Raw genomic sequence first — 22,758 nt, 5'->3', positions numbered from 1 at the left:
CCTGGTTGAGGACGGGCGGGCCAGAGGAACCCGCCCGCTTCTCGCGTCAGGCAGCTTCGGCGGCCTGGACGACGGGGAAGTCGATATCGGTCCCGGCGACCACGTTGAGCAGGTTCGTAAAGATGTTCTCGGCGACCACCGCGATGATCTCGACGATCTGGCCGTCGGAAAAACCCGCTTTGCGAACGGCTTCGATATCGGCGTCACCGACGCGGCCACGGTCGCGAACGACATTGGTCGCGAAGCGGACGGCGGCGTCGGCCTTGGGATCGCCCGACCGGCCCATGCGGTTGAGCGCGATCTCCTCGTTTGAGATCTTCGCCATGTTCATGCCGAGATAGCTATGCGCGGACAGGCAGTAGTCGCAGCCGTTCACCTGGGCGACGGCGAGCGCGATGCGCTCGCGCGTCTTGACGTCCAGCGTCTTGGCGAGCGCGGCGTTGTTGGCGGTGTAGCCCTGCAGCGCGGCGGGGCTTGAGGCGATCAGCCGAAACATGTTCGGGACGACGCCAAGCTGCTTTTGGACGGCGTCGAGGATCGGTCTGGAATCGGCGGGGACATCGTCGCGCGCGGGAATGGTCAGGCGGGACATGGTTGTTTCTCCTTTTGCGGGTCTGGAACCCGGGCGGGTTCTTGCACAAGGAGGATTACCGCATTCCATTTAAAGGAATAATCATGTAGTATTGGAAATTAGTATCCCGAATAATGGAATAATCATGGACCGGCTCGAAGCCATGCGACTGCTGCTCAGGGTCGCCGACAGGGGCAGTTTCTCGGCCGCCAGCCGCGACCTGGGCGTGCCGCTCGCGACCGTCAGCCGCAAGGTGAACGAGCTCGAGACGCATCTGGGCGCCAAGCTCCTGGTCCGCACGACGCGCAAGGTCGCGCTGACCGACACCGGCGCGGCCTACCTGGCCTCGGCCAGGCGTATCCTCGAGGATATCGAAGAAACGGAAAGGATCGCCTCTGGCGAGTTTCATGCGCCGCGCGGCGAATTGACCCTGACGGCTCCGGTATTCTTCGGCCGGCTGCACATTCTGCCGATCGTCGCCGATTTTCTCGCCGCCTATCCGGAGATCAATGTCCGGCTGCTGCTGTCGGACCGGAACCTCCATCTGCTCGACGAACATGTCGACATGGCGGTGCGGATCGGCCGGCTGCCCGACAGCACCATGATCGCCACCAATATCGGCTCGATGCGGACCGTCGTTTGCGCGAGCCCGAAACTGATCGATGCTTGCGGCCTGCCCGCGAGGCCGGAGGATGTGGCCGCGCTGCCATGCGTCAACTTCGAGTTCCTGTCGCCGGCTTCAAGCTGGCCGTTCCGGTCGGCCGAAGACGGAAGGGCCATCGAGGTGGAATTCTCGCCGCGTCTTTCGGTGTCGACCGCGGAAGCCGCAGTCGATGCCGCCGCGCAAGGTGTCGGCGCAACACGCGTCCTCCACTATCAGTGCGTCGAAAAGGTCCATCAGGGCGCGCTGCGGCTTGTGCTGGAGGACTTCGAAGTGGAACCGATCCCGGTTCATCTGATTCATGCGGCGCGCGGAACGCTTCCTTCGAAAATGCGGATATTCCTCGATTTCGCTGTTCCCGTCCTGAGGGCGAGGCTCAGGGCGCTGTAGTCTCCAGCCGGAGGCCGTCGTCCGTCTGGCCACCAGGCGGCGTGATCCCGCCAAACAATCGCTGCCCAAAGCGCACGCAACATGATATTCCGCGCCTTTCAGAGAAAGTGACCATGACGTTGAGTGCCGACTCAGACCGTATATCCCCGTTCGCCGCCATACATCCGGCCCTTGCCTCCGCGCTGACGACGAAGGGCTACAGTCAGCTGACTCCGGTTCAGTTGGCGATGACGAACGCAGATCATGGCGAGGCCGACCTGCTGGTCTCGGCGCAGACCGGGTCGGGAAAGACGGTCGCCTTCGGCATCGCGATCGCGTCGACGCTGCTGGGGACCGGCGAGAGCTTCGACGCGGCCGCCGCGCCACTGGGCCTGATCATCGCCCCGACGCGCGAACTTGCAATCCAGGTCCAGCGGGAACTCGATTGGCTCTACGCGGCGGCGCAGGTCCGGATCGCGACCTGCGTTGGCGGCATGGACATGCGCACCCAACGCCGCGCGCTTCAACGCGGCGCGCATCTCGTCGTCGGCACGCCCGGACGCCTGCGCGACCACATCACGCGGGGCGCGTTGGACCTGAGCGCCATTCGCGCCGTGGTGCTCGACGAAGCCGACGAGATGCTGGACCTTGGTTTTCGTGACGACCTGGAATTCATCCTCGCCGCGGCGCCGCAGGAGCGCCGGACGCTGCTGTTTTCGGCGACGGTACGGCGCGGCATAGCCGAACTTGCCAGGACCGTGCAGACGGATGCGGTGCGTGTCGAGACGACCGCGTCGACCGAACAGCATGCCGACATCGAATACCAGCTGATGCTGGTGCGGCGCGACGAGCGCGAACACGCCATCATCAATGCGCTGTTGGATTCCGACTCGACGAGCGCCCTGGTGTTCTGCCACACGCGTGAAGCGGTTCGCCATCTGACGGCGCGCCTTGCCAATCGCGGCTTCTCGGTGGTTTCGCTTTCGGGCGAGATGGCGCAATCGGAGCGGTCGAATGCGCTGCAATCCATGCGCGACGGACGCGCGCATGTCTGCGTGGCGACCGATGTCGCAGCGCGCGGCATCGACCTTCCCAACCTCGACCTCGTGGTCCACGCCGACGTGCCGAGCAACCCCGAGACCCTGCTGCACCGCTCCGGGCGGACCGGCCGCGCCGGCCGAAAGGGCGTCTGCGTGCTCATCGTTCCCGAACACAGGCGTGGCGCGGCCCAGCGCGTGCTCGCATTGGCGAAGCTGACAGCGACCATGCGCGCGGCGCCCGGGATTGCCGATATCGAGGCGCGCTACCGCCGTCAGATCCTCGATGCCGCCGTCTCGGCTGCCGAGCCCGGCGAGACGGAGGCCGATTTTGTCACCGAGTTGCTGGAACGGGCGGGGCCGCAGCGCATTGCGGCGGCGTTCCTTCGCCAGCAACTGGCGGCCAATCCCGTTCCCGAGGAACTCCTGCCGCTTCCTGTCGAGGCCTTGCAGAACAAGCGTTTCGGTCGGGACCGCCGGCCCGTCGACGAACAGGCGCGGGTGCGCGAGCCGCGCCCGGACATGCAGGGCGGTGTCTGGTTCACCATCTCGCTCGGGCGCAAGCAGCGCGCCGATCCGAAATTCCTGCTGCCGATGATCTGCAACGCCGGCGGCGTGACGAAACGCGACGTCGGCGCGATCAGGATCGACGACACCGAAACCCGTTTCGAGATTTCCGCCGACAAGGCCGCCGGCTATGCCGAGCAGATCAGGCAGCCCGGCAGCCTTGAGAAAGGCATCATGATCGCACCGGCCGGTGAGGCGGGTGGAAGGCCGGGGCACGAAAAACCGAGGCAGGAGAAACCGAAATTCAAGGACGGTGGCAAGCCGGGTCGCAAGCACAAGGGCCCGCCGCCGGATCGTGGCCAGAAGCCGAAGCCGAAGGGGCGCAAGCCGAAGCGGCCTGCCTGAACGGACGAGAAAACCCCGGAGAGCTCTCCATGCGTTTTCAACTCGAGTAAGCTCTCGCTTACGCTTCTTCGTCCATCTTCGCCTACGGATCGAACCGCTCGCAGAAGGTCTCGGTGACGATGCCTTCCTCCATCACGCGGGCGGCCTGCCGGGGCCGGCGATAAAGCCGGCAAACTTCTTCGTGACGAACGGGGCGACGACGAGCGAGATGCTTGCGACCATCAGCGGCGTAAAGATCAACGACCGTTCCCAGACGGGCAGGCCGGCGGTCATCGGACCAAGCACATATTGCAGGGCGGTGATGGTCGGATAGACCCCCAACTACATGGCGAATACGAGACGCAATTTGCGCATGAAAAATCTCCGCTAACAGACGGGTAATGACACGTCGGACAGACCTGCGGCGAACTGAACCAGCGCTTTTCGGACCATGGCCGGCTGTTCGATCTGGGGAAGATGACCGCATTCGGCGATGATCCGGAATGTGGCGCCGGGAATGGCATCGGCAAAGGCGCGGCCATAGGCCGGGCGAACGATGCGGTCGCTTTCGCCCCAAAGCACGAGGGTCGGAACGTCCACTCCGCCGAGCCGGCCGGCGAGAGCCGGATCCTGCATGTAGTGATCAGCGGCGTAGTGAGCCAGCGTGGCGAAATTCGCCTGCATTGCAGCACGCATTTCCGCGCTGAGCGCCGAAGGATCGACCCGGAACCTTTCGGGGCGATGATAGCTGTAGCCTGCAATCTCGGCGGGCGGTATGGCGTTGACGTTCATGACCTCCTGCCCCTCGACCTCGATGCCGACCGGGTCCAGGAGGATCAGACCGGACAGCAGATGAGGGAAGGAGATTGCAAGCTCGGCGGCAATCCAGCCGCCCATGGACGATCCAACGACGATGATGTCGGTGAGACCTGCCTCGGCAAGGACGGCGGCATAGGCGTTGGCAATATCGCGCACCGTTTCAATGCCGCCAGGTCGCTGCGTGCCGTCGAAACCCGGATGGGCCGGCAGAAGGACGGTGAAGCTGTCAGCCGCGCTTTCTGCGAACGCGCGGCACGTCGCTGGGCCGCCCCCGCCGTGAAGAAGCAGCAGCGGCCTGCCATGGCCGAACTGTTCCATCCTGATCCCGTGCCTGCCGGAAACGGTGGCGACCTGCTTCAAATCTGTGCTCATCTTGACACCTCGATGATAGATGTTCATTCTGTATAAAGATATTTATATAAGGATATTTATACGATGTCAATCCCTCTCGAGGATCTGGGACGCGCGGTCAAGCAGCTGCAATCGCGGCACCACCGGGCGATAGATGCGCAGCTGGTGGAGACCGGTTCGTCCCTGGCCCAGTGGGATGCATTGCGGGCGATCCACCGCAATCCCGGAGCGACCTCGCACGCCCTTGCGGAATACACGTTTCAGACCGACCAGTCCTTTGGCGCGCTGGCAGGCAGGATGCTCGACAAGGGACTGGTCAGCCGTGTCGCGGGCAAGGGCCGCGCAATCCATTACGAACTGACCGACAAGGGCCGGGATGCCCTGCAGCAGGGCACCCGGCTATCGCATGACGTTCTGGCGAAGTCTTTCGCTCCGCTGAGCGAGGAGGAACGCGAAATCTTTTATTCGCTTCTTGCGCGCCTGCTGGGTGCGGGCGAATAGCTCGTCGATCTCAAAACAAAAAACCCCGGAGATCGCTCCCCGGGGTTTTCCGAGTCAGTCGGGTAACTGAACTACGCCGCTTCGTCCATCTTGGCATAGGGGTCGAAGCGGCCGTAGAAGGTCTCGCCATTGGCGGCCATGTCCTTGAGCAGCTTCGGCACCTTGAACTGCGCGCCGTATTTCTTGCGCAGGGTGTCGGCCAGCGCGACGAAATTGGCCACGCCCATGCCGTCGATATAGGACAGCGTCCCGCCGGTATAGGGCGCGAAGCCGAAGGCGAGGATCGAGCCGACATCCGCCTCGCGCGGGTCGGTGACGATGCCTTCCTCCATGACGCGCGCCGCTTCCAGGGCGATGGTGACGAGGAGGCGCTGCTTCAGCTCCTCGAAGTCGACCGTATCGGCGTCCTGCTGCGGGTAGAGCGTCTTCAGGTCAGGCCAGAGATGCTTCTTGGCCGGCTTTGCCGGATAGTCGTAGAAGCCCTTGCCGTTCTTGCGGCCGTGCCGGCCATGGGTGTCGACCATCGTGTTGATCAGGTCCATGTGGCGCGGATCGACGGCCTTGTCGCCGAGATCGCGGATCGTCTGCTTCATGATCTTCTGGGCGAGGTCGATGGCCGTCTCGTCGGTCAGCGACAGCGGACCGACCGGCATGCCGGCCATCTTCGCCGCGTTCTCGATCATCGCCGGCGGCACGCCCTCGATCAGCATCGAGAAGGCTTCCTGCATGTAGCGCAGCACGCAGCGGTTGACGTAAAAGCCGCGGGTGTCGTTGACGACGATCGGCGTCTTCTTGATCGCGCGGACATAGTCCATCGCGACCGCCAGCGCCTTGTCGCCGGTGCGCTTGCCCATGATGATCTCGACCAGCATCATCCGGTCGACCGGCGAGAAGAAGTGGATGCCGATGAAGTTCTTCGGCCGCTTCGAGTTCTTCGCAAGCGAGGTGATCGGAATGGTCGAGGTGTTGGACGCGAAGACCGCCGAGGGCTTCAGCACGGCTTCGCCCTGTTCGGTGGCGCTTTTCTTGACTTCCGAATCCTCGAACACCGCCTCGATGATCAGGTCGCAGCCTTCCATGTCGGCATAATCCGCGGTCGGCGTGATCAGCGACAGGAGCTTTTCCTTGTCTTCCGCGGTGGCGCGGCCCTTCTGCATCGCCTTGGTGACGAGGCCGTCGGAATGCGCCTTGCCTTTGTTCGCCGATTCCATGTCGCGGTCGAGCAGGACCACGGGGATGCCGGCTTTCGCCGTCACATAGGCGATGCCGGCGCCCATGAAGCCGGCGCCGAGCACGCCGATCTTCTTGAATTTCGTCGGCTTGACGCCGTCCGGACGGCGCGCGCCCTTGTTGAGTTCCTGCAGCGAGACGAACAGCGAGCGGATCATCGATCCGGCTTCGGTCGTCTGCAGCACATTGGCGAAATAGCGCTGCTCGATCTTAAGCGCCGTGTCGAACGGCACCTGCAGCCCCTCATAGACGCATTTCAGGATCGCGGCGGCGCCGGGATAGTTCATGTGCGTCTCGCGGCGCAGGATCGCCGAGGCCGCCGGCCACAGATTGGCTCCGGCCGGCGTGTAGATCTTGCCGCCGGGCAGCTTGAAGCCCTTCTCGTCCCAGGGCTGGACCGGCTTGAGGCCGGCCGCGATCATCGCCTTGGCCGCCTCGATCAGCTTCTTCGGCGGCACGACCTCGTGGATCAGGCCCATCGCCTTGGCGCGCGACGGCGTCAGGCTGGAGCCCTGCGTCATCATCTGCAGCGCGTCCTGCTGGTTGGTCAGCCGCGGCACCCGCTGGGTGCCGCCGGCGCCCGGGAAGATGCCGATCTTGACCTCGGGCAGCGCCATCTTGACGGCGGGGCTGTCGGCGGCGACGCGGCCGTGGCAGGCAAGCGACAATTCGAAGGCGCCGCCCATGCAGGTGCCGTTGATCGCCGAGACCCAGGGCTTGCCGCAGGTCTCCAGCTTGCGCCAGAGCCAGCTCATCCGGCCGGCGCCGTCGAACAGCATCTGCACCGCCTTTTGCGGATCCTTCGCCTTCTCGGTCTGGATGATGTCGAACATCTTTTTCAGCATGGTGATGTCGGCGCCGCCGGAGAAGGAATCCTTCTTGCCCGACGTGAAGACCGCGCCCTTGATCGCGTCGTCGGCGACCACCTGGTCGATGATCGCGTCGATCTCGTCCATCACCTCTTCGGTGAAGACGTTCATCGACTTGTCGGGCATGTCCCAGGTGACCAGCGCGATGCCGTCGGCGTCGGTTTCGACTGTGAAGTTCTTGTAGGTCATTTCATCTCTCCGAATTGCCCCTCATCCGGCCCTTCGGGCCACCTTCTCCCCGCAAGCGGGGAGAAGGGAGGGTGCTTGCTTCTGTTTCCTGCGCACCCTCGCCCCGCTTGCGGGGAGAGGGCCGGGGTGAGGGGCGTTCCAGCGTCACACCCGTTCGATGATGGTGGCCGAACCCATGCCGGCGCCGATGCACAGCGTCACCAGTGCGGTGTTGAGGTCGCGGCGCTCCAGTTCGTCGAGCACCGTGCCGAGGATCATCGCCCCGGTTGCACCGAGCGGATGGCCCATGGCGATCGCGCCGCCGGCGACGTTCATCTTCGAATGGTCGATGTCGAAGGCCTGCATGTAGCGCAGCACGACGGCGGCGAAGGCCTCGTTCAGCTCGAACAGGTCGATGTCCTCGATCTTCATCTTCGCCCGCTTCAGGAGCTTCTCGGTCACGTCGACCGGGCCGGTCAGCATCAGCGCCGGGTCGGAGCCGATATTGGCGAAGGCCTTGATCCGGGCGCGCGGGGTCAGGCCCATCGTCTTGCCGCCCCGCTTCGAGCCGAGCAGCACGCCGGCCGCGCCGTCGACGATGCCCGACGAATTGCCGGCATGATGGACATAGTTGATCGCCTCGACTTCCGGATGGGCGGCGATGCCGACGGCCTCGAAGCCGCCCATCTGGCCGGGCATCACGAAGGACGGGTTGAGGCTCGCCAGCGACTGCATGTCGGTGCCGGGCCGCATGTGCTCGTCACGGTCGAGAATGGTCAGGCCGTTCTGGTCCTTCACCGGGATGACTGACTTGGCGAAGTGGCCCTTTTCCCAGCTTTCGGCGGTGCGGCGCTGGCTTTCGACCGCATAGGCGTCGACGTCGTCTCGGCTGAAGCCGTATTTGGTGGCGATCAGGTCGGCCGACACGCCCTGCGGCATGAAATAGGCCGGGATGTTGACCGACGGGTCCATGTACCAGGCGCCGCCGGACGCGCCCATGCCGACGCGCGACATCGATTCGACGCCGCCGGCGATGACGATGTCGTCGGCGCCCTGGGCGATCTTCGCCGCGCCGAGATTGACCGCGTCGAGGCCGGAGGCGCAGAAGCGGTTGATCTGCATGCCCGGCGCCTGCGTCGCGTAGCCCGCCTCGAAGACGGCGGCACGCGCGATGTCGCCGCCGGCCTCGTAGACCGGATCGACATTGCCGAGGATCACGTCGTCGACTTTGGAGGTGTCGAGCCCGTTGCGCTCGCGCAGCGCCTCGAGAACCCTGGCGGCGAGGCGCGGCGTCGGCACTTCGTGCAGGCTCCCGTCCTTCTTGCCGCGCCCGCGCGGTGTTCGCACCGCGTCATAGATGAATGCGTCAGCCATGTTCGTCTCCTTGTTGTCTGTCTCGACGGCTCACGCCGTCGCTGTCTCGGGTTCGCGTCCGGAGGGCATCAGGTCCTCGGCGCGCTTGTAGCCGGGCAGCGCCCTGATCCGCTCCAGCCAGGCCGTCACGTTGGGCAGGCCCTCGTAGTCGATGCCGATCTGGTCCGGCCAGAACAGGTAGCCGCAGAGCGCGAGATCGGCGATGGTCGGCCGGTCGGCGGCGACCCAGTCGCGTCCGTCGAGGCGTGCGTTGAGCACCTTCAGCGCGCTCATCAGCCGGGCATGCAGATATTGCACCTCGCCGGTTTCGCCCTTCTTCATGAAATAGCGCAGGAAGCGCAGCGGTCCGGCATAGCCGGACATTTTCTGGCTGTCGAAGAGCAGCCAGCGTATCACCTCGAACTCCTCGGCCTCCGTTTGCGGGCCGAACTTGCCGAGCTTGCGGGCGAGATAGGTCAGGATCGCGCCGGACTGGGTGACGGTGAAATCGCCGTCGGCGCGGTGATGCACCAGCACCGGCACTTCGCCCATCACGTTCATGTCGCGGAATTCGGGCCCGCGGGTCTCGCCGGTGAAGAAGGCCACGCGGCGCACCTCCCAGTCGGCGTCGCAGAGCTGCAGCAGCAGCGCCGCCTTGTAGGCGTTGCCGGATTCCCAGAAGCAGTAAAGCGTGTATTCGGTCATCTCATAGCCCCCGTGCGATGAGCAGTTTCATGATCTCGTTGGTGCCGCCGTAGATGCGCTGCACGCGCGCGTCGCGGAACATCCGCGCGATCGGATATTCGTTCATGTAACCGTAACCGCCATGCAGCTGCAGGCATTCGTCGACGATCTTGCCCTGCAGGTCCGACAGCCAGTACTTCGCCATCGAGGCGAGTTCGGGCGTCAGCCGGCCTTCGAGATGTTCGCCGACGCAGAAATTGTAGAAGGTGCGCCCGACGGTCGCCTCGGTCTTCAGTTCGGCGAGCCTGAACTGGGTGTTCTGGAACTCGATCACCGCCTTGCCGAAGGCCTTGCGCTCCTTGACGTAGTCGATGGTCACCGCCAGCGCCCGCTCGCACATGGCGATCGCGCTGCCGCCGATCTGGAGGCGCTCCTGCGGCAATTGCTGCATCAGCTGGACGAAGCCGAGGCCTTCCTCGTGGCCGAGCAGGTTGGCGGTCGGCACGCGGACATTGTTGAAGAACAGTTCCGATGTGTCGTTCGATTTCAACCCGATCTTGTCGAGGTTGCGGCCGCGCTCGAAGCCCTCGACCTCGTCGGTCTCGACGACGATCAGCGAGGTGCCTTTCGCGCCCGCGGCCGGGTCCGTCTTGGTGACGACGATGACCAGATTGGCGAGCTGGCCGTTGGTGATGAAGGTCTTCGATCCGTTGAGGACGTAGTGGTTGCCGTCCTTCTTGGCCGAGGTCTTGACGCCCTGCAGGTCCGAGCCCGCGCCGGGTTCGGTCATCGCGATCGCGCCGATCAGTTCGCCTGTCGCCAGTTTCGGCAGCCATTTGCGCTTCTGCTCCTCCGACCCGTAATGCAGGATGTAGGGCGCGACGATCGAGTTGTGCAGCGGGATGCCGAAGCCGTCGACGCCGACATGGCTGATCGCTTCGAGGATCGCGGTTTCATGCGCGTAAGTGCCGCCCGAGCCGCCATATTCCTCCGGCATCGAGGCGCAGAGCAGGCCGTTCGCGCCGGCCTTCTCCCAGCTCTCGCGGTCGAAGATCTCGGCTTTCTCGAACTCCTCGTAGCGCGGCAGGATCTCGTCGGTCATGAACCGCGCCGCCATGTCCTGCAGCATGACGACGTCTTCGCTCGCCCAGGACGGTTTCGGGACGCCAAGGATTTCCGCCGGATTGCTGGCCATTCATTCCTCCCTAAACACCGCAGTCTTGCAGATTGGATCAGGCCGGTCGCATCACGATTGGATGAACCGGCCGAACCGTTGATCAGAACGCCTCTTCGGCCAGCGCCATCATCGAATCGGCGCCCGCGGAGATCCGCGCCAGATGCGCGCCGGTCTCCGGCATGATGCGCTCCATGAAATAGCGCGCCGTCGTCAGTTTCGCTTCCAGGAACTGCGCCCGGTCGCCGGCGCCGTCCGCGAGCTTTTCCTGCGCCGTCTTCGCCTGCAGCGCCCACATGTAGCCAAGCGTGACGAGGCCGAACAGATGCATGTAGTCGTGGCTGCCGGCGCCCGCATTGTCGGGCTTGGCCATGGCGTTCTGCACGAACCACATCGTTGCCGCCTGCAAATCGTTCAGGCCCTTCTTCAGGTGCTTGGTGAAGAAGCTCATGTTTTCGTCGGCGCGGTTGTCCTCGCAGAAATCGCCGACCTCCTTGAAGAAGGCCTGGATCGCGCGGCCGCCATTCATCGGCAGCTTGCGGCCGACGAGGTCGAGCGCCTGGATGCCGTTGGCGCCCTCGTAAATCATGGCGATGCGGGCATCGCGCACATACTGGCTCATCCCGTGTTCTTCGATATAGCCGTGGCCGCCGAAGACCTGCTGCGCCATCACCGCGTGCTCGAAGCCCTTGTCGGTCAAGACGCCCTTGATGACCGGGGTCAGCAGACCCATCATCTCCTCCGACAATTCGCGGTCGCTCGCGTCTTCCGAGCGGTGCGCGACGTCGGATTTCAGCGCCGCCCACAGCAGGAAGGCGCGTCCCGCCTCGTTGAACGCGCGGATGGTCATCAGGTTCCGGCGCACGTCCGGATGGACGATGATCGGGTCGGCCTTCCTGTCCGGCGCAGCCGGGCCTGTCAGCGCGCGGCCCTGGATACGGTCCTTGGCGTAGGCGACGGCGTTCTGGTAGGCGACTTCGGAAATCGACAGGCCCTGCAACCCGACGCCGAGCCGTGCCTCGTTCATCATCGTGAACATGGCCTTGAGGCCCTTGTTCTCTTCGCCGATCAGGTAACCCGTCGCGTCGTCATAGTTCATGACGCAGGTCGAGTTGGCGTGGATGCCCATCTTCTCCTCGATCGAGCCGCAGACCACACCGTTGCGTGTCCCCGGCGAACCGTCCGCATCGAGCACGAATTTCGGCACGATGAACAGCGAGATGCCCTTGGTGCCCTCCGGCGCGCCCTCGATACGGGCGAGCACCAGATGGATGATGTTCTCCGACATGTCGTGTTCGCCGGCCGAGATGAAGATCTTCTGGCCGGAAATCCTGTAGGAGCCGTCGCCCTGCGGAACCGCCTTGGTGCGCAGCAGCCCGAGATCGGTGCCGCAATGCGGTTCGGTCAGGTTCATGGTGCCGGTCCAGGTGCCCTCGACCATCTTCGGCAGATACGTCGCCTTCTGCTCGTCGTCGCCGTGAACGAGGATCGCCGCCATCGCGCCCTGGGTCAGGCCCGGATACATGGCGAAGGCCATGTTGGCCGACGAGAAATATTCGCCGATCGCCGAATGCAGCGTGTAGGGCAGGCCCTGGCCGCCATAGTTCGGATCGAAGGCGAGCCCCATCCAGCCGGCTTCCTTGTACTGCTCGAAGGCTTCCCTGAAGCCTTTCGGCGTCGTCACCGATCCGTCCTCGTTGCGAATGCAGCCTTCCTGGTCGCCGGACTGGTTGAGCGGGAAGAACACTTCTTCCGCCATCCGGCCTGCTTCGCGCAGAACCGCCTCGACGATATCCGGCGAGGCGTCGGCGAAGCCGGGCAGGTTGTTGTAGCGTTCGTATTTGAGGACGTCGTTGAGCACGAAAAGCGTGTCTTCGACGGGAGCGCGGTAAGCGGGCATGACATCCTCCGGAAGGGCGTTGCGGGGCACGGGCCATGCCGTGCTGGAACAATTGGAGTGTCGCTAGCAAACTTTGACGTTTGCGTAAACGTCAAAATTTTGAAATTTCACCGGATGACGCGGGGAATCGCCATCGCGGAGTCCGAAAACATCCGAAAAATGCGTTTTTCGTGTGTTTTTTTGGCGCGCCGGACAAAAATAAACCCCGGCAGCCACTGTGGATGCCGGGGTATCGAAAGCGGAATTGCGGTCCTGATGGGCAGAACTGCGGAAAAACGCGCCGCCGCGAAGGCGATGTAACGCGATGTAACCTATTCGCCCGTTTTGGCGATCTGGTCGCGAAGCGACAAAATGGTCTGGTCCAGTTCGCCGATCGCCTCTTCGATGTCCTTGCGCTGCTGCTGCAGGATCTGCATCTGCTCTTCGCCCTTTTCCAGGGCGACGGTCAGCTGACGGAGATTGTCTCCCGAGGCGTTGTAGAGATCCAGGATCTCCTTGACGTCGAGGAGCGACAGCCCGACCCGTTTGCCAAGCAGGATCAGTTTGAGGCGAGCGCGGTCGGCACGCGAATAAAGCCGCGTGTTACCGATCCGCCGCGGCGAAAGAAGGCCCTTGTCTTCGTAGAAGCGAAGGGTACGCAACGTCACATCGAATTCGCTCGACAGCTCGCCGATCCGGTAGGTGATCTCGTGGCTGGTTAGCGAATCGGTGTCAGTGGCCGTGTTCATATCCTTTTCCATTCCTGTTCCCGTTATCGGGCTTATTGTTCTTGGGCGCCTAGATGGAATTCAAACATCTCTCCCCGGTCCAATGCTGACATTGGCCGACCAAGACAAGAGTCCCATCCCTTACGTAAGCTATTGAACCTGCACCGTGCGGGATTGTTAAGGTTTCCTCACGTTACCCCGCTGTTACAAAAAGTTGCCTTTGCGGCGTTCATTTCGCGTCCGGCGGCATCTCACAGGAATATGGCGTGTTTCGGGAGCCCGGAGAATTTCCTGGAATCCGGAAAAGGTTAACCGCTTGTTTACCAGGATTTGAAAAACGTTAACCATTGAAGGTCGCAGCGTGGTTGTGTCCAGGGTGCGCGCTCGGATCTCAGGAAACAATCAGGTCAAGCGCCTGTTGCCGCGACGGCTGTCAGCCCTCCCGGTAACCGTGCCGGCGCCGACAGGAATGGGCGAGTTATGCACAATAAGCCATCGCAGTCCGATCACGATACCGCATCCCGGCGTTCCGCCAACACCACGCTGGAGATGCTCGATGATGCGCTGTCCAAGCTGGAGCAGCGAATTGGCATCGGATCTGCCGCGCCGCGCCCGTCGCGAGACGAAGACATTTCCGCCATTCGCGCGCGCCAGGAAGCGCTTGCCCGCCGCGGCCAGACCGCGCCGGCTCCTCGTGCCGCGCCGCAGCCATCATCTCCCGTCACCGGCGCACAACCTTCGCTGCATGCCGAAATCGCCCGGATGCGCGAGGAACTGAACCGGGAAATGTCGTCAACGATCGCGCGCCAGTTCGGCGCCATCCGCGACGAGTTGAAGACGCTGATGGGGCAGGGGGCCGGCATGTCGTCGGCCGATCTCGCCGACGGGTTCAATCGCCTGACGCGCGAACTGGGCGTCGTCGCCTCGCGCGTCGAGAACGGCGAGACGGGATCCTTGCGGGCGGAGGTGGAAGAACTGAAAGGCCACGTCGCCGCGCTGGCGCGCGAGGACACGCTGCGCGACATGGCCGAGCGCTGGACCGTCATCGAGCGCGAGATCGGCGCCCTGCCGCAAACGCTCGGCTCGCGTGAAGATCTGCTGACGATCGCCAACCGGATCAACGAGATCAACGATGCGCTGCATGGCCTGGCGGATGCCGGGACGATCGGCGCGATGGAAGAACAGATGCGCGCTCTGGCCGGGGCGGTCGAGACGCTCGCGTCGCAAAACGCGGCCGTGTCGCCCGACCACCTCGTCACCATCGAGGAGCGGCTCGACGAGATCAGCCGCGCGCTTGTCGCCATATCCGTATCGAGCGCGCCGCCCGAACTCGACACGACCCCCTTCGAGCGCATCGAGGCACGGTTGTCTTCGCTGGCACGCCAGGTCGAGGAAAGCGCGACCGCGGCCCAGTCCGGCAATGTCGACCAGCGCTTGCTGGAGATCGCCGAGCGGCTTGGCGCCGTGCATGAATCCGTGTCGAACGCCCCGGCGGCCAACGATGCATTCGAAAACGTCGCCCTGCGCCTGGAAGAACTCGCCCGCCGCATCGACAGCGACACGCGCGGCGCGGAACCCGCTTCCGACAAGATGATCGAGAGCCTGAACGCGCGCTTCGAGGAGATCGCGAAGCGGCTCGATACCAATCGTCTTTCCGCCGAGGAGACCGGCGAACGGATGTTCCAGTCGCTCGATGCCCGCATGGAGGAACTGGCGCGCCGCATCGAGGAGAACGAGCGCGATTCGACGCATGTTCCGACATTCGATCACATGGAGCGCCGCATCGAGGAAATCGCCCAGATGCTGACGTCGGGCGACGCCTTCTCGCCAGGCGCTGCCGCGCAGGCGGATTCGCGCGCGCTCGAGAGCCTCGAAGCCCAGATCGCCGCGCTCAGCGAAAAACTCTCCGGGGCCCTGCCCGCGGCCGACAACGCGGCACTCGCCGACCTTGCGCCTCGCCTGCTCGCCATCACCGATCAGCTGGCCGGCGGCCGCGACGACATCATCGCCGCTGCCCGCGAAGCCGCCGAGGAAGCCGTCGGCCGCTACTCTCCGGAAGCGTCGGAAGCCGAACGCGGCATGCTCGCGCAACTGGCCGATGATCTGCGCGGTCTCGAGGACCTCGCCCGCAATTCCGACGACCGCAATGCCCGCACCTTCGAGGCCATCCACGACACGCTGGTGAAGGTGGCCGACCGGATCGCGGGACTGGAATCGAGCCTGCGCGGCGGCGAAGTCCACGATGCGCCCGCAAGAGACGAGTTTCAGTTCTCGCACCCGCAGGAACCGGCCGTACCCGAACCGGTCACTCATATCGAGGACGCGCCGTCGATCGATTTTGCCGCCGGTGAAGAATTCGAGGAACAGCCGCCGAGGAGCAAGCCGCCGAGGAACAAGGCGCGTGGTGGCCAGCAGGCAATGTCTCCGGCCGAAGCGGCGGCCCTCGCCGCACGCGCCGCGATGGACGAAGATCCCGGCATCGGCGACGTGCTGGTCGAGGACGCGGGCAAGCGCGCGGCGATCGTAAAAAACCAGAAGGGGCTCCTGGGCGGACTGCGCAAAGCCATCTCGCGCGGCGGCAGCACGCCCGACGAAATCGCCGACGATATCGCCCTCGATGAAGACGAGCCGGTCGTCTTCGGCAAGGCGGACGCGGCCCGCAAGGATCCGGATCTCGCCGATGAGCCGCTGGAACCGGGGACCGGCGGTCCTGATCTCGCCGCGATCATGAAACGCGTTCGCGCCGAACGCGCCGGCCCGGCCGCCGAGGCCGGGACGCAGGACGCCGAGGACGATGCCGGCAAATCCGATTTCATCGCGGCGGCGCGCCGCGCCGCGCGTGCCGCGGCCGCCGAGGCCTCCGTCCTCGACCTCGGGGCGCACGAAGGCGGCAAGCAGAAATCGAAGGGCCGCGGCATCCTGTCGTCGAACCGCCGCCCGCTGGTTTTGGGCGCCGGCGCGATCCTGCTTGCCCTGCTCGCATTCCCGCTGGTGCGCGGCTATCTGTCGGGAGGCGACGCGCCAGGCGGCGTATCGCGGGTCGAACAGGCCGTACCCGCCGAAGAACCCGCGCCGGCAGCCGCGGAAGCCTTGCCCACCGATCAGCCCTCCTTGGAGCCGCGCGTCGTCGACGCAGCGCCCGCGGAGCCGGAGACGGCCGCCCCGCAAATGGCCGCCGAGGAACCGGCGCCCGCACCTGAGCAGCCGGCGCCCGTCACCGCGGAACCCGCCGCCGTCGCCGAAGCGCCCGCCGACACCATGGCCGGCGACATGGCGCCGACCGAAACCGCGTCGGCCGCGGATGCCGGCGACGCCGCTCCGGCCACGACCGAACAGACCGCTGCCGGCGATGCATCCGGCTACACGGCGGTCTCGATGTCCGACATTCCCGGGCAGATCGGGCCGGTGGCATTGCGCGAGGCTGCGGCCCAAGGCGATCCGAAGGCGTTGTTTCTGATCGGCGACCGGCTGATGGGCAAGGGTCCGGGAACGCCGGGAAGCGACATGAAGGCAGCCGCCCACTGGTACGAACTGGCGGCCGAACAGGGCTTCGCTCCCGCGCAGTACCGGATAGGCAATGCTTACGAGAAGGGTTTCGGCGTCGACCGCAATCTCGACACCGCAAGGACCTGGTATCAGCTCGCCGCCGAACAGGGCAATGTCAGCGCCATGCACAATCTGGCCGTCCTGTACGCCACGGAAGTGAACGGCAAGCGTGACATGAAGACGGCCGCGAACTGGTTCCTCAAGGCAGCCGAACTCGGCGTCAAGGACAGCCAGGTCAATCTCGGCATCCTGTCCGCGCGCGGCGAGGGCGTGAAGCAGGATCTCGCGGAAGCCTACAAATGGCTGTCGCTCGCCGCCAATGCCGGCGACAAGGACGCCGCCGCCAAGCGTGACGAAGTGGCCAAATACATGCGTCCCGACCAGCTCGAGATGGCGCGCGGCGCCGTCGAGCTCTGGAAACCGCATCAGGTCGATGTCGCCGCGAACTCGCTGGACGTTCCCGATGCCTGGAACACGGGCAAGGAAATGACCGCGTCCAATCCGAAGCCGGACGTCGACATGAAGAAGGCGATCCGCAACATCCAGGCGATCCTGAACAACGCCGGTTACGACGCCGGCGACGCGGACGGTGTCATGGGCACCAAAACCCGCAGCGCGATCACGCAGTTCCAGAAGGATAACGGCTTGCTCCCGACCGGCGAGGTCGACCGCGCGCTGGTCGACAAGTTGCTGGAAATCAACAAGCAATCATAGGCGCGCCGCTTCTGCGGACGGGAAAATGGCGGGGTGGCGCGAAAGTGCCGCCCCGCTTCGTTTCGTCGCTGCCGATTCGCCGTTCGCGGGGTTTGACTCTGCGGTTTTGCGGGCGCATGAAACGGATATATGCTGTTTTGTGAATAACAGGAGATTCAGGTGGCGCTCTATTTGCCGATTGCGGAAATGTCAGTGAACATTTTCGTTGTGCTCGGCATGGGGGCAGCTGTCGGCTTTTTGTCGGGAATGTTCGGCGTCGGCGGCGGATTTCTGATCACGCCGCTTCTTATTTTCTACAACATCCCCCCGGCTGTCGCGGTCGCCACCGGCGCCAATCAGGTTGTCGCCGCCTCGGTTTCCGGCGTGTTCTCGCATTTCAAGCGCCGGACCGTCGACATCAAGCTCGGTATGATGCTTCTCGTCGGCGGCCTTGTCGGCTCGACGATCGGCGTCTGGATCTTCGCGGTCCTGCGCCAACTCGGCCAGGCCGATCTGATAGTCTCCCTTCTCTATGTCGGCTTCCTCGGCGTCGTCGGCGGGCTGATGATGGTCGAGAGCCTGAACGCGATGCGCCGCGCGCGCCAGGGCGCGCCCGTCTCCATGCGCCGGCCGGGCGCCCACAACTGGGTGCACAGGCTGCCCTTCAAGATGCGTTTCAAGGCGTCCAAGCTTTATGTCAGCGTCATACCGGTTCTTGCGCTCGGCGTGATGATCGGCGGCCTTTCCGCGATCATGGGCGTCGGCGGCGGCTTCATCATGGTCCCGGCGATGATCTACCTCCTGAAGGTGCCGACCAATGTCGTCATCGGCACGTCGCTGTTCCAGATCATCTTCGTCAGCGCCTATACGACCGTCGTCCATGCGACGGCCAACCACACGGTCGACGCCGTTCTCGCCGTTCTGCTGATGGTGGGCAGCGTCATCGGGGCGCAATATGGCGCGCGCGTCGGCCAGCGCCTGCGCGGCGACCAGTTGCGCGCCATGCTTGCCGCTCTCGTTCTGCTCGTCGCGCTGCGCCTGGCCTACACGCTCTTCGTCGCCCCGGACGACATCTTCACGATCACGCTCGGCGGTGCCCTGTGAGATCGTTCGCCGTCGCCGTCGCCGTCGCCGCCCTGATCCTGGCCGCCACGTGCGCGGCAAACGCCCAGACGCCCGCGCCCGCGGCGGAAAGCCGGCCGGTCGTGCCCGCCGCCGAAGGCCCTGCAGCCGCGTCGGGGGAGGTCACGCAGGGCGAGCGTATCGAGATCGGCCTGTCGACCGAGACGGTCGCCATCACCGCCGACTTCTCCGGCGCCGACCTGACGATTTTCGGTGCGGTCGACAATGTCGATCCGCTGGTCCAGCGCCAGAGCCGATACGATGTCTTCGTCATCCTGGAAGGCCCGACCGCCGACATGATGGCGCGGCGCAAGGGGCGCGTCTTCGGCATCTGGATGAATGTGGATTCGCAGAAGTTCGACGGTGTCCCGCAATCCTACCTGATCGCCTCGACGCGGCCGTCCCAGGATATCGCCGACGCCGAGACGCTGGCGCGCCTGTCGCTGAACATCGGCGACATCCGGCTGCGCCCGGACCAAACCAGCGGCAACAGCGCCGCCGACGTGCAGACATTTGCCGATGCGCTGCGCGGCCTGAGGGAGAAGGCCGAGCTCTATCAGGAGTTCCCCTCCGGCGTCCGCTTCATCTCGCAGTCGCTGTTCCGCGCGCGATTGCGCCTTCCGGCAAGCGTTCCGCTTGGCCACCACATCGCCCGGGCTTATCTTTTCCGCCAAGGCGCACTCGTGGCGCAGACCCAGGCGTCGCTCGATATCCGCAAGGCCGGCCTCGAATACCAGCTCTACCGCTTCGCGCAGAACCAGGCTTTTCTCTACGGCCTCACCGCCGTCGCGCTTGCTTTTCTCGTCGGATGGCTCGCCCGTGTCCTGATGCGCAAGGATTGAGCGGGCCGGCTCAATCCGACCGGAGATCGCCGGCGCCGACCGGATAGACGCGATTCTGGCCGAGCATGTAGGCGCGGAACCGCGACGCGTCGAACAATCCCGCATAGGCCTCGTCACGCACGTTCAGACCGCCGGTGAAAACGCCGAAAGACGGCATGACGAGACGCGCGCCGTCGCTGGCGAAACAGGCCCGCCGCACCGCCTTGCCGCGCCGCACCAGCCGCGCGCAGGGATGCAGGTGGCCGCAAATCTCGTGGCCGGTTTCCGCCGGCTCGGGAATGTGGCGGAAGACGATGCGTCCCGTCGCCAGCATCTCCACCGACTGGCCCGGCACGCCGTCGGGCGGCGACGGATCGTGATTGCCCGTTACCCAGATCATCTCGCGCCCTCGCGCGACGGCGCCGATCGCCGCGATCGCGTCCTCGCCCAGCCGGGCGGATGCCTCGTCGTCATGGAAGCTGTCGCCGAGGCTGATGATCGTCGTCGGATCGTATTTCGCGGTCATGGCTGACAGGCGCGCCAGCGTCGCCGCCGTATCGTAGGGCGGCAGATAGACGCGCCGGCACGCGAACGACGATCCCTTCTCCAGATGCATGTCGGAGACGACGAGCATCCGTTCGGCGGGGAAATAGGCCACGCCCGCCGGGTCGAGCAGCAGCTCCGATCCCGCAAAATCGACCGCCAGTGCCTCGCCTGCCGTCACTTGGTCCACCGTTTTCAGCGCCGCGCGCATGGGTCTATCCGATATCCTGTCCAAGCGCGTCGCGGATCAGGTCTTCCGCCGCTTCCGCCATCAGCGCCTCGCTCGCATCGCCGCCATGCACCGTTTCCTTGCCGATTTCGAGCATCACTGGAACGGCGAGCGGCGAGATCATCTCCAGATCCTTATGCACGATTCGTCCCTCGATACGCGAGAGCATGTCGCCGAGCCGGCCGACGTCGAGCAGGCCGGTGCGCGCGTCGTTGCGCGTCGCCTGCAGCAGGATGTGGTCCGGCTCGTGACTGCGCAGCACGTCATAGACGAGATCGGCCGAGACCGTCATCTGCCGCCCGGACTTCTCCTTGCCCGGATGGCGCTTCTCGATCAGCCCGGCGATCGTGGCACAGGCGCGGAAAGTGCGTTTTAAAAGGTAGGATTCGTCGAGCCACGCCTCGAGGTCGTCGCCGAGCATGTCCTCGTCGAACAGGCCGGAAAGCGACAATTCGCCTTTTGCCAGCATCCGGCCCATGTCGCGCAGGCCCCAGATCGCGACGGCGTAGTCCGAGGCGACGAAACCGAGCGGCCGCGCCTTCGCCCGTTCCAGCCGCCGCGTCAAAAGCATGCACAGTGTCTGGTGGGCGAGCCGCCCCTCGAACGGATAGGCGACCATGTAGAAGCGCGGGCCGCGCGGGAAGGTCTCGACCAGCAACTGGTCCGGGCCGGGCACGACGGACTTCGCCTTCTGGATCGCCAGCCAGTCGGAGACCTGGCGCGGCAGCCGGTCCCATTCGGCCGGATTCGACAGCATCTTGCGCACCTGTTCCGACAGATAGGTCGTCGTCGGAAACTTGCCGCCCGCATAGGCCGGAACCTTGGCGTTGAGATCGCTTGCCTTGGAGACGATGCAGTCGTTCTCGTGGATGCCCTCGAAGGCCAGCACCTTGCCGGCAAACAGGAACGTGTCGCCCGGCACCAGCGACTCGATGAAGCCCTCCTCGATCTTGCCGAGTACCGGTCCGCCGCGTAGCGGCCCGCCCTTGCGCTGGCGGGTGAGGCGGATGTTGAGCATCGGCGCCTCGATGATCGTGCCGCAATTGAGCCGGTATTGCTGCGCCACGGAAGGATGTGAGACGCGCCATGTCCCGTCCTTCGTCAGCCGGATGCGCGCATAGCGTTCGTAGGACTGCAGCGCGTAGCCGCCATGGGCGACGAACTGCACCGCGCGGTCGAAGGTCTCGCGCGGCAGACTGGCGTAGGGCGCCGCCGTCGTGATCTCGGCATAGAGATCGTCGGCGAAAAACGGCTCCGCGCAGGCGGTGCCGAGGATGTGCTGGCACAGCACGTCGAGCGCGCCGTCGACCAGCGGCGGCGTGTCCTGCGCGCCGAGATAGTTGGCGTCGAGCGCCGCCTGGCACTCCATCACCTCGAAGCGGTTCGCCGGAACGAGGATCGCCTTCGACGCCTCGTCCATGCGGTGGTTGGCGCGCCCGATGCGCTGCGCCAGCCGGCTGGCGCCCTTCGGCGAGCCGATATGGACGACGAGATCGACATCGCCCCAGTCGATGCCGAGATCGAGCGTCGAGGTGGCGACGATGGCGCGCAGCGCGTTTTCCTGCATCGCCTGTTCGACCCTGCGCCGCTGGCTGACGTCGAGCGACCCGTGATGCAGCGCGATCGGCAGGCTGTCCTCGTTGATGCGCCACAATTCCTGGAACAGCATCTCGGCCTGGCTGCGCGTGTTGACGAACAGCAGCGTCGTCTTGTGCTGCCGGATCGCCTCATAGACTTCCGGCATGGCGTAGCGCGCCGAATGGCCGCTCCACGGCACCCGCTCCTTCGATTTCAGGATCGCGATGTCGGGCTTGGCGCCGCCGGAGACGGTGATGATTTCGGCCATCGCGGTCTTTTCGCGCTGCGGCACAAGCCACTGGCGCAGCAGGTCCGGCTCCGACACCGTCGCCGAAAGCCCGATTGCCTTCAGGCCGGGACAGAGCCGGTGCAGCCGCGCCAGCCCGAGCGACAGCATGTGGCCGCGCTTCGACGTCACCAGCGAATGCAATTCGTCGAGCACGACATGGCGCAGGTCGCCAAAGAACCGTTCCGCATCCTTGTGCGACAGCAGCAGCGCCAGCTGTTCCGGCGTCGTCAGCAGGATGTCCGGCGGGTTGAGCTTCTGGCGTTGGCGGCGCGATTGCGGCGTGTCGCCGGTGCGGGTCTCGATCTCCACCGGCAGCCCCATTTCCTCCACCGGCGTCGACAGGTTGCGGTGGATGTCGACCGCCAGCGCCTTGAGCGGCGAGATGTAGAGCGTGTGGACGCCGGGCTTGCGCGTGCCGGGCTTCGGCCTGCCGCGCCGCGCGAGATCGACAAGCGTCGGCAGGAAGCCGGCAAGCGTCTTGCCCGCGCCCGTCGGCGCGATCAGCAGCGCGGATTGCCCGGCCTCGGCCTTCGCCAGCAATTCGAGCTGGTGCGCGCGCGGTTGCCAGCCCTTCGAAGCGAACCATTCGAGAAAGGGTTTCGGCAGGTCGATACCGCCCGATGACGGTTTTGGGGGAGGCGTCGCGATGCTC

General features: G+C 64.9%; 17 protein-coding genes. 6 read left to right on the top strand and 11 right to left on the bottom strand.

What is annotated here, in order from left to right:
- Positions 1 to 46 precede the first annotated feature (46 nt).
- Complete coding sequence (locus IG169_RS16145; RefSeq protein WP_193177266.1) at positions 47 to 592, bottom strand: carboxymuconolactone decarboxylase family protein; 546 nt, start codon at positions 590 to 592, stop codon at positions 47 to 49.
- A gap of 124 nt (positions 593 to 716) precedes the next feature.
- Between IG169_RS16145 and IG169_RS16140 the strand changes: the two genes are divergently transcribed.
- Both IG169_RS16140 and IG169_RS16135 read left to right on the top strand, forming a co-directional pair.
- Positions 717 to 1,622 (top strand): LysR family transcriptional regulator, encoded by a 906-nt coding sequence (locus IG169_RS16140; protein WP_193177265.1) that lies wholly within the window; start codon positions 717 to 719, stop codon positions 1,620 to 1,622.
- A 113-nt stretch (positions 1,623 to 1,735) separates the two neighbouring features.
- Positions 1,736 to 3,550, top strand: a complete 1,815-nt coding sequence (locus IG169_RS16135; RefSeq protein WP_193177264.1) for a DEAD/DEAH box helicase — start codon at positions 1,736 to 1,738, stop codon at positions 3,548 to 3,550.
- Positions 3,551 to 3,682: 132 nt separating this feature from the next.
- On the opposite strand, the gene IG169_RS16130 is transcribed toward IG169_RS16135, so the two are convergent.
- Positions 3,683 to 3,871 carry a putative antibiotic biosynthesis monooxygenase gene (locus IG169_RS16130; RefSeq protein WP_193177263.1) on the bottom strand — a complete coding sequence of 63 codons (189 nt, stop codon included), beginning with the start codon at positions 3,869 to 3,871 and terminating at the stop codon, positions 3,683 to 3,685.
- Positions 3,872 to 3,916: 45 nt separating this feature from the next.
- Positions 3,917 to 4,720 carry an alpha/beta fold hydrolase gene (locus tag IG169_RS16125; protein ID WP_210326063.1) on the bottom strand — a complete coding sequence of 268 codons (804 nt, stop codon included), beginning with the start codon at positions 4,718 to 4,720 and terminating at the stop codon, positions 3,917 to 3,919.
- 63 nt (positions 4,721 to 4,783) lie between these two features.
- Between IG169_RS16125 and IG169_RS16120 the strand changes: the two genes are divergently transcribed.
- Positions 4,784 to 5,200, top strand: coding sequence for a MarR family winged helix-turn-helix transcriptional regulator (locus IG169_RS16120; RefSeq protein WP_193177262.1), 417 nt, complete (start codon positions 4,784 to 4,786; stop codon positions 5,198 to 5,200).
- A 71-nt stretch (positions 5,201 to 5,271) separates the two neighbouring features.
- Here the strand turns inward: IG169_RS16120 and IG169_RS16115 are convergent, their stop codons facing one another.
- The 6 genes from IG169_RS16115 to IG169_RS16090 form a co-directional block, all read right to left on the bottom strand.
- Positions 5,272 to 7,488, bottom strand: coding sequence for a 3-hydroxyacyl-CoA dehydrogenase NAD-binding domain-containing protein (locus tag IG169_RS16115; protein WP_193177261.1), 2,217 nt, complete (start codon positions 7,486 to 7,488; stop codon positions 5,272 to 5,274).
- A gap of 144 nt (positions 7,489 to 7,632) precedes the next feature.
- Positions 7,633 to 8,841 (bottom strand): acetyl-CoA C-acetyltransferase, encoded by a 1,209-nt coding sequence (locus tag IG169_RS16110; protein ID WP_193177260.1) that lies wholly within the window; start codon positions 8,839 to 8,841, stop codon positions 7,633 to 7,635.
- 30 nt (positions 8,842 to 8,871) lie between these two features.
- The gene (locus tag IG169_RS16105) at positions 8,872 to 9,525 is read right to left on the bottom strand and encodes a glutathione S-transferase family protein (protein WP_193177259.1); all 654 of its coding nucleotides are present in this window, start codon (positions 9,523 to 9,525) and stop codon (positions 8,872 to 8,874) included.
- Position 9,526: 1 nt separating this feature from the next.
- Positions 9,527 to 10,699 (bottom strand): acyl-CoA dehydrogenase family protein, encoded by a 1,173-nt coding sequence (locus IG169_RS16100; protein WP_193177258.1) that lies wholly within the window; start codon positions 10,697 to 10,699, stop codon positions 9,527 to 9,529.
- Between the two features lie 82 nt (positions 10,700 to 10,781).
- Positions 10,782 to 12,578, bottom strand: a complete 1,797-nt coding sequence (locus tag IG169_RS16095; RefSeq protein ID WP_193177257.1) for an acyl-CoA dehydrogenase C-terminal domain-containing protein — start codon at positions 12,576 to 12,578, stop codon at positions 10,782 to 10,784.
- 311 nt (positions 12,579 to 12,889) lie between these two features.
- Positions 12,890 to 13,306: a MerR family transcriptional regulator gene (locus IG169_RS16090; protein ID WP_246717420.1), complete on the bottom strand. Its 417-nt coding sequence runs from the start codon at positions 13,304 to 13,306 to the stop codon at positions 12,890 to 12,892.
- A 459-nt stretch (positions 13,307 to 13,765) separates the two neighbouring features.
- Here IG169_RS16090 and IG169_RS16085 point away from each other — a divergent pair, with 459 nt between their 5' ends.
- The 3 genes from IG169_RS16085 to IG169_RS16075 all read left to right on the top strand — a co-directional run bounded on the left by IG169_RS16085 (position 13,766) and on the right by IG169_RS16075 (position 19,488).
- Complete coding sequence (locus IG169_RS16085; protein ID WP_193177255.1) at positions 13,766 to 17,545, top strand: peptidoglycan-binding protein; 3,780 nt, start codon at positions 13,766 to 13,768, stop codon at positions 17,543 to 17,545.
- A gap of 159 nt (positions 17,546 to 17,704) precedes the next feature.
- Positions 17,705 to 18,628 carry a TSUP family transporter gene (locus IG169_RS16080; protein ID WP_193177254.1) on the top strand — a complete coding sequence of 308 codons (924 nt, stop codon included), beginning with the start codon at positions 17,705 to 17,707 and terminating at the stop codon, positions 18,626 to 18,628.
- Entirely contained in the window at positions 18,625 to 19,488 is an 864-nt protein-coding gene (locus IG169_RS16075; RefSeq protein WP_193177253.1) for a TIGR02186 family protein, read from the top strand. The genes IG169_RS16080 and IG169_RS16075 overlap by 4 nt, the downstream gene beginning before the upstream one ends.
- A 10-nt stretch (positions 19,489 to 19,498) precedes the next feature.
- On the opposite strand, the gene pdeM is transcribed toward IG169_RS16075, so the two are convergent.
- Both pdeM and IG169_RS16065 read right to left on the bottom strand, forming a co-directional pair.
- Complete coding sequence (gene pdeM, locus IG169_RS16070) at positions 19,499 to 20,221, bottom strand: ligase-associated DNA damage response endonuclease PdeM (protein ID WP_193177252.1); 723 nt, start codon at positions 20,219 to 20,221, stop codon at positions 19,499 to 19,501.
- Between the two features lie 4 nt (positions 20,222 to 20,225).
- Positions 20,226 to 22,754 (bottom strand): ligase-associated DNA damage response DEXH box helicase, encoded by a 2,529-nt coding sequence (locus IG169_RS16065; RefSeq protein ID WP_193177323.1) that lies wholly within the window; start codon positions 22,752 to 22,754, stop codon positions 20,226 to 20,228.
- Positions 22,755 to 22,758: the final 4 nt, after the last annotated feature.

Source organism: Oricola nitratireducens (genome assembly GCF_014904745.1).
Taxonomy (GTDB): domain Bacteria; phylum Pseudomonadota; class Alphaproteobacteria; order Rhizobiales; family Rhizobiaceae; genus Oricola; species Oricola nitratireducens.
The sequence above is the reverse complement of the archived record's forward strand: the minus strand, read 5'-3'. Positions and strand labels throughout refer to the sequence as shown.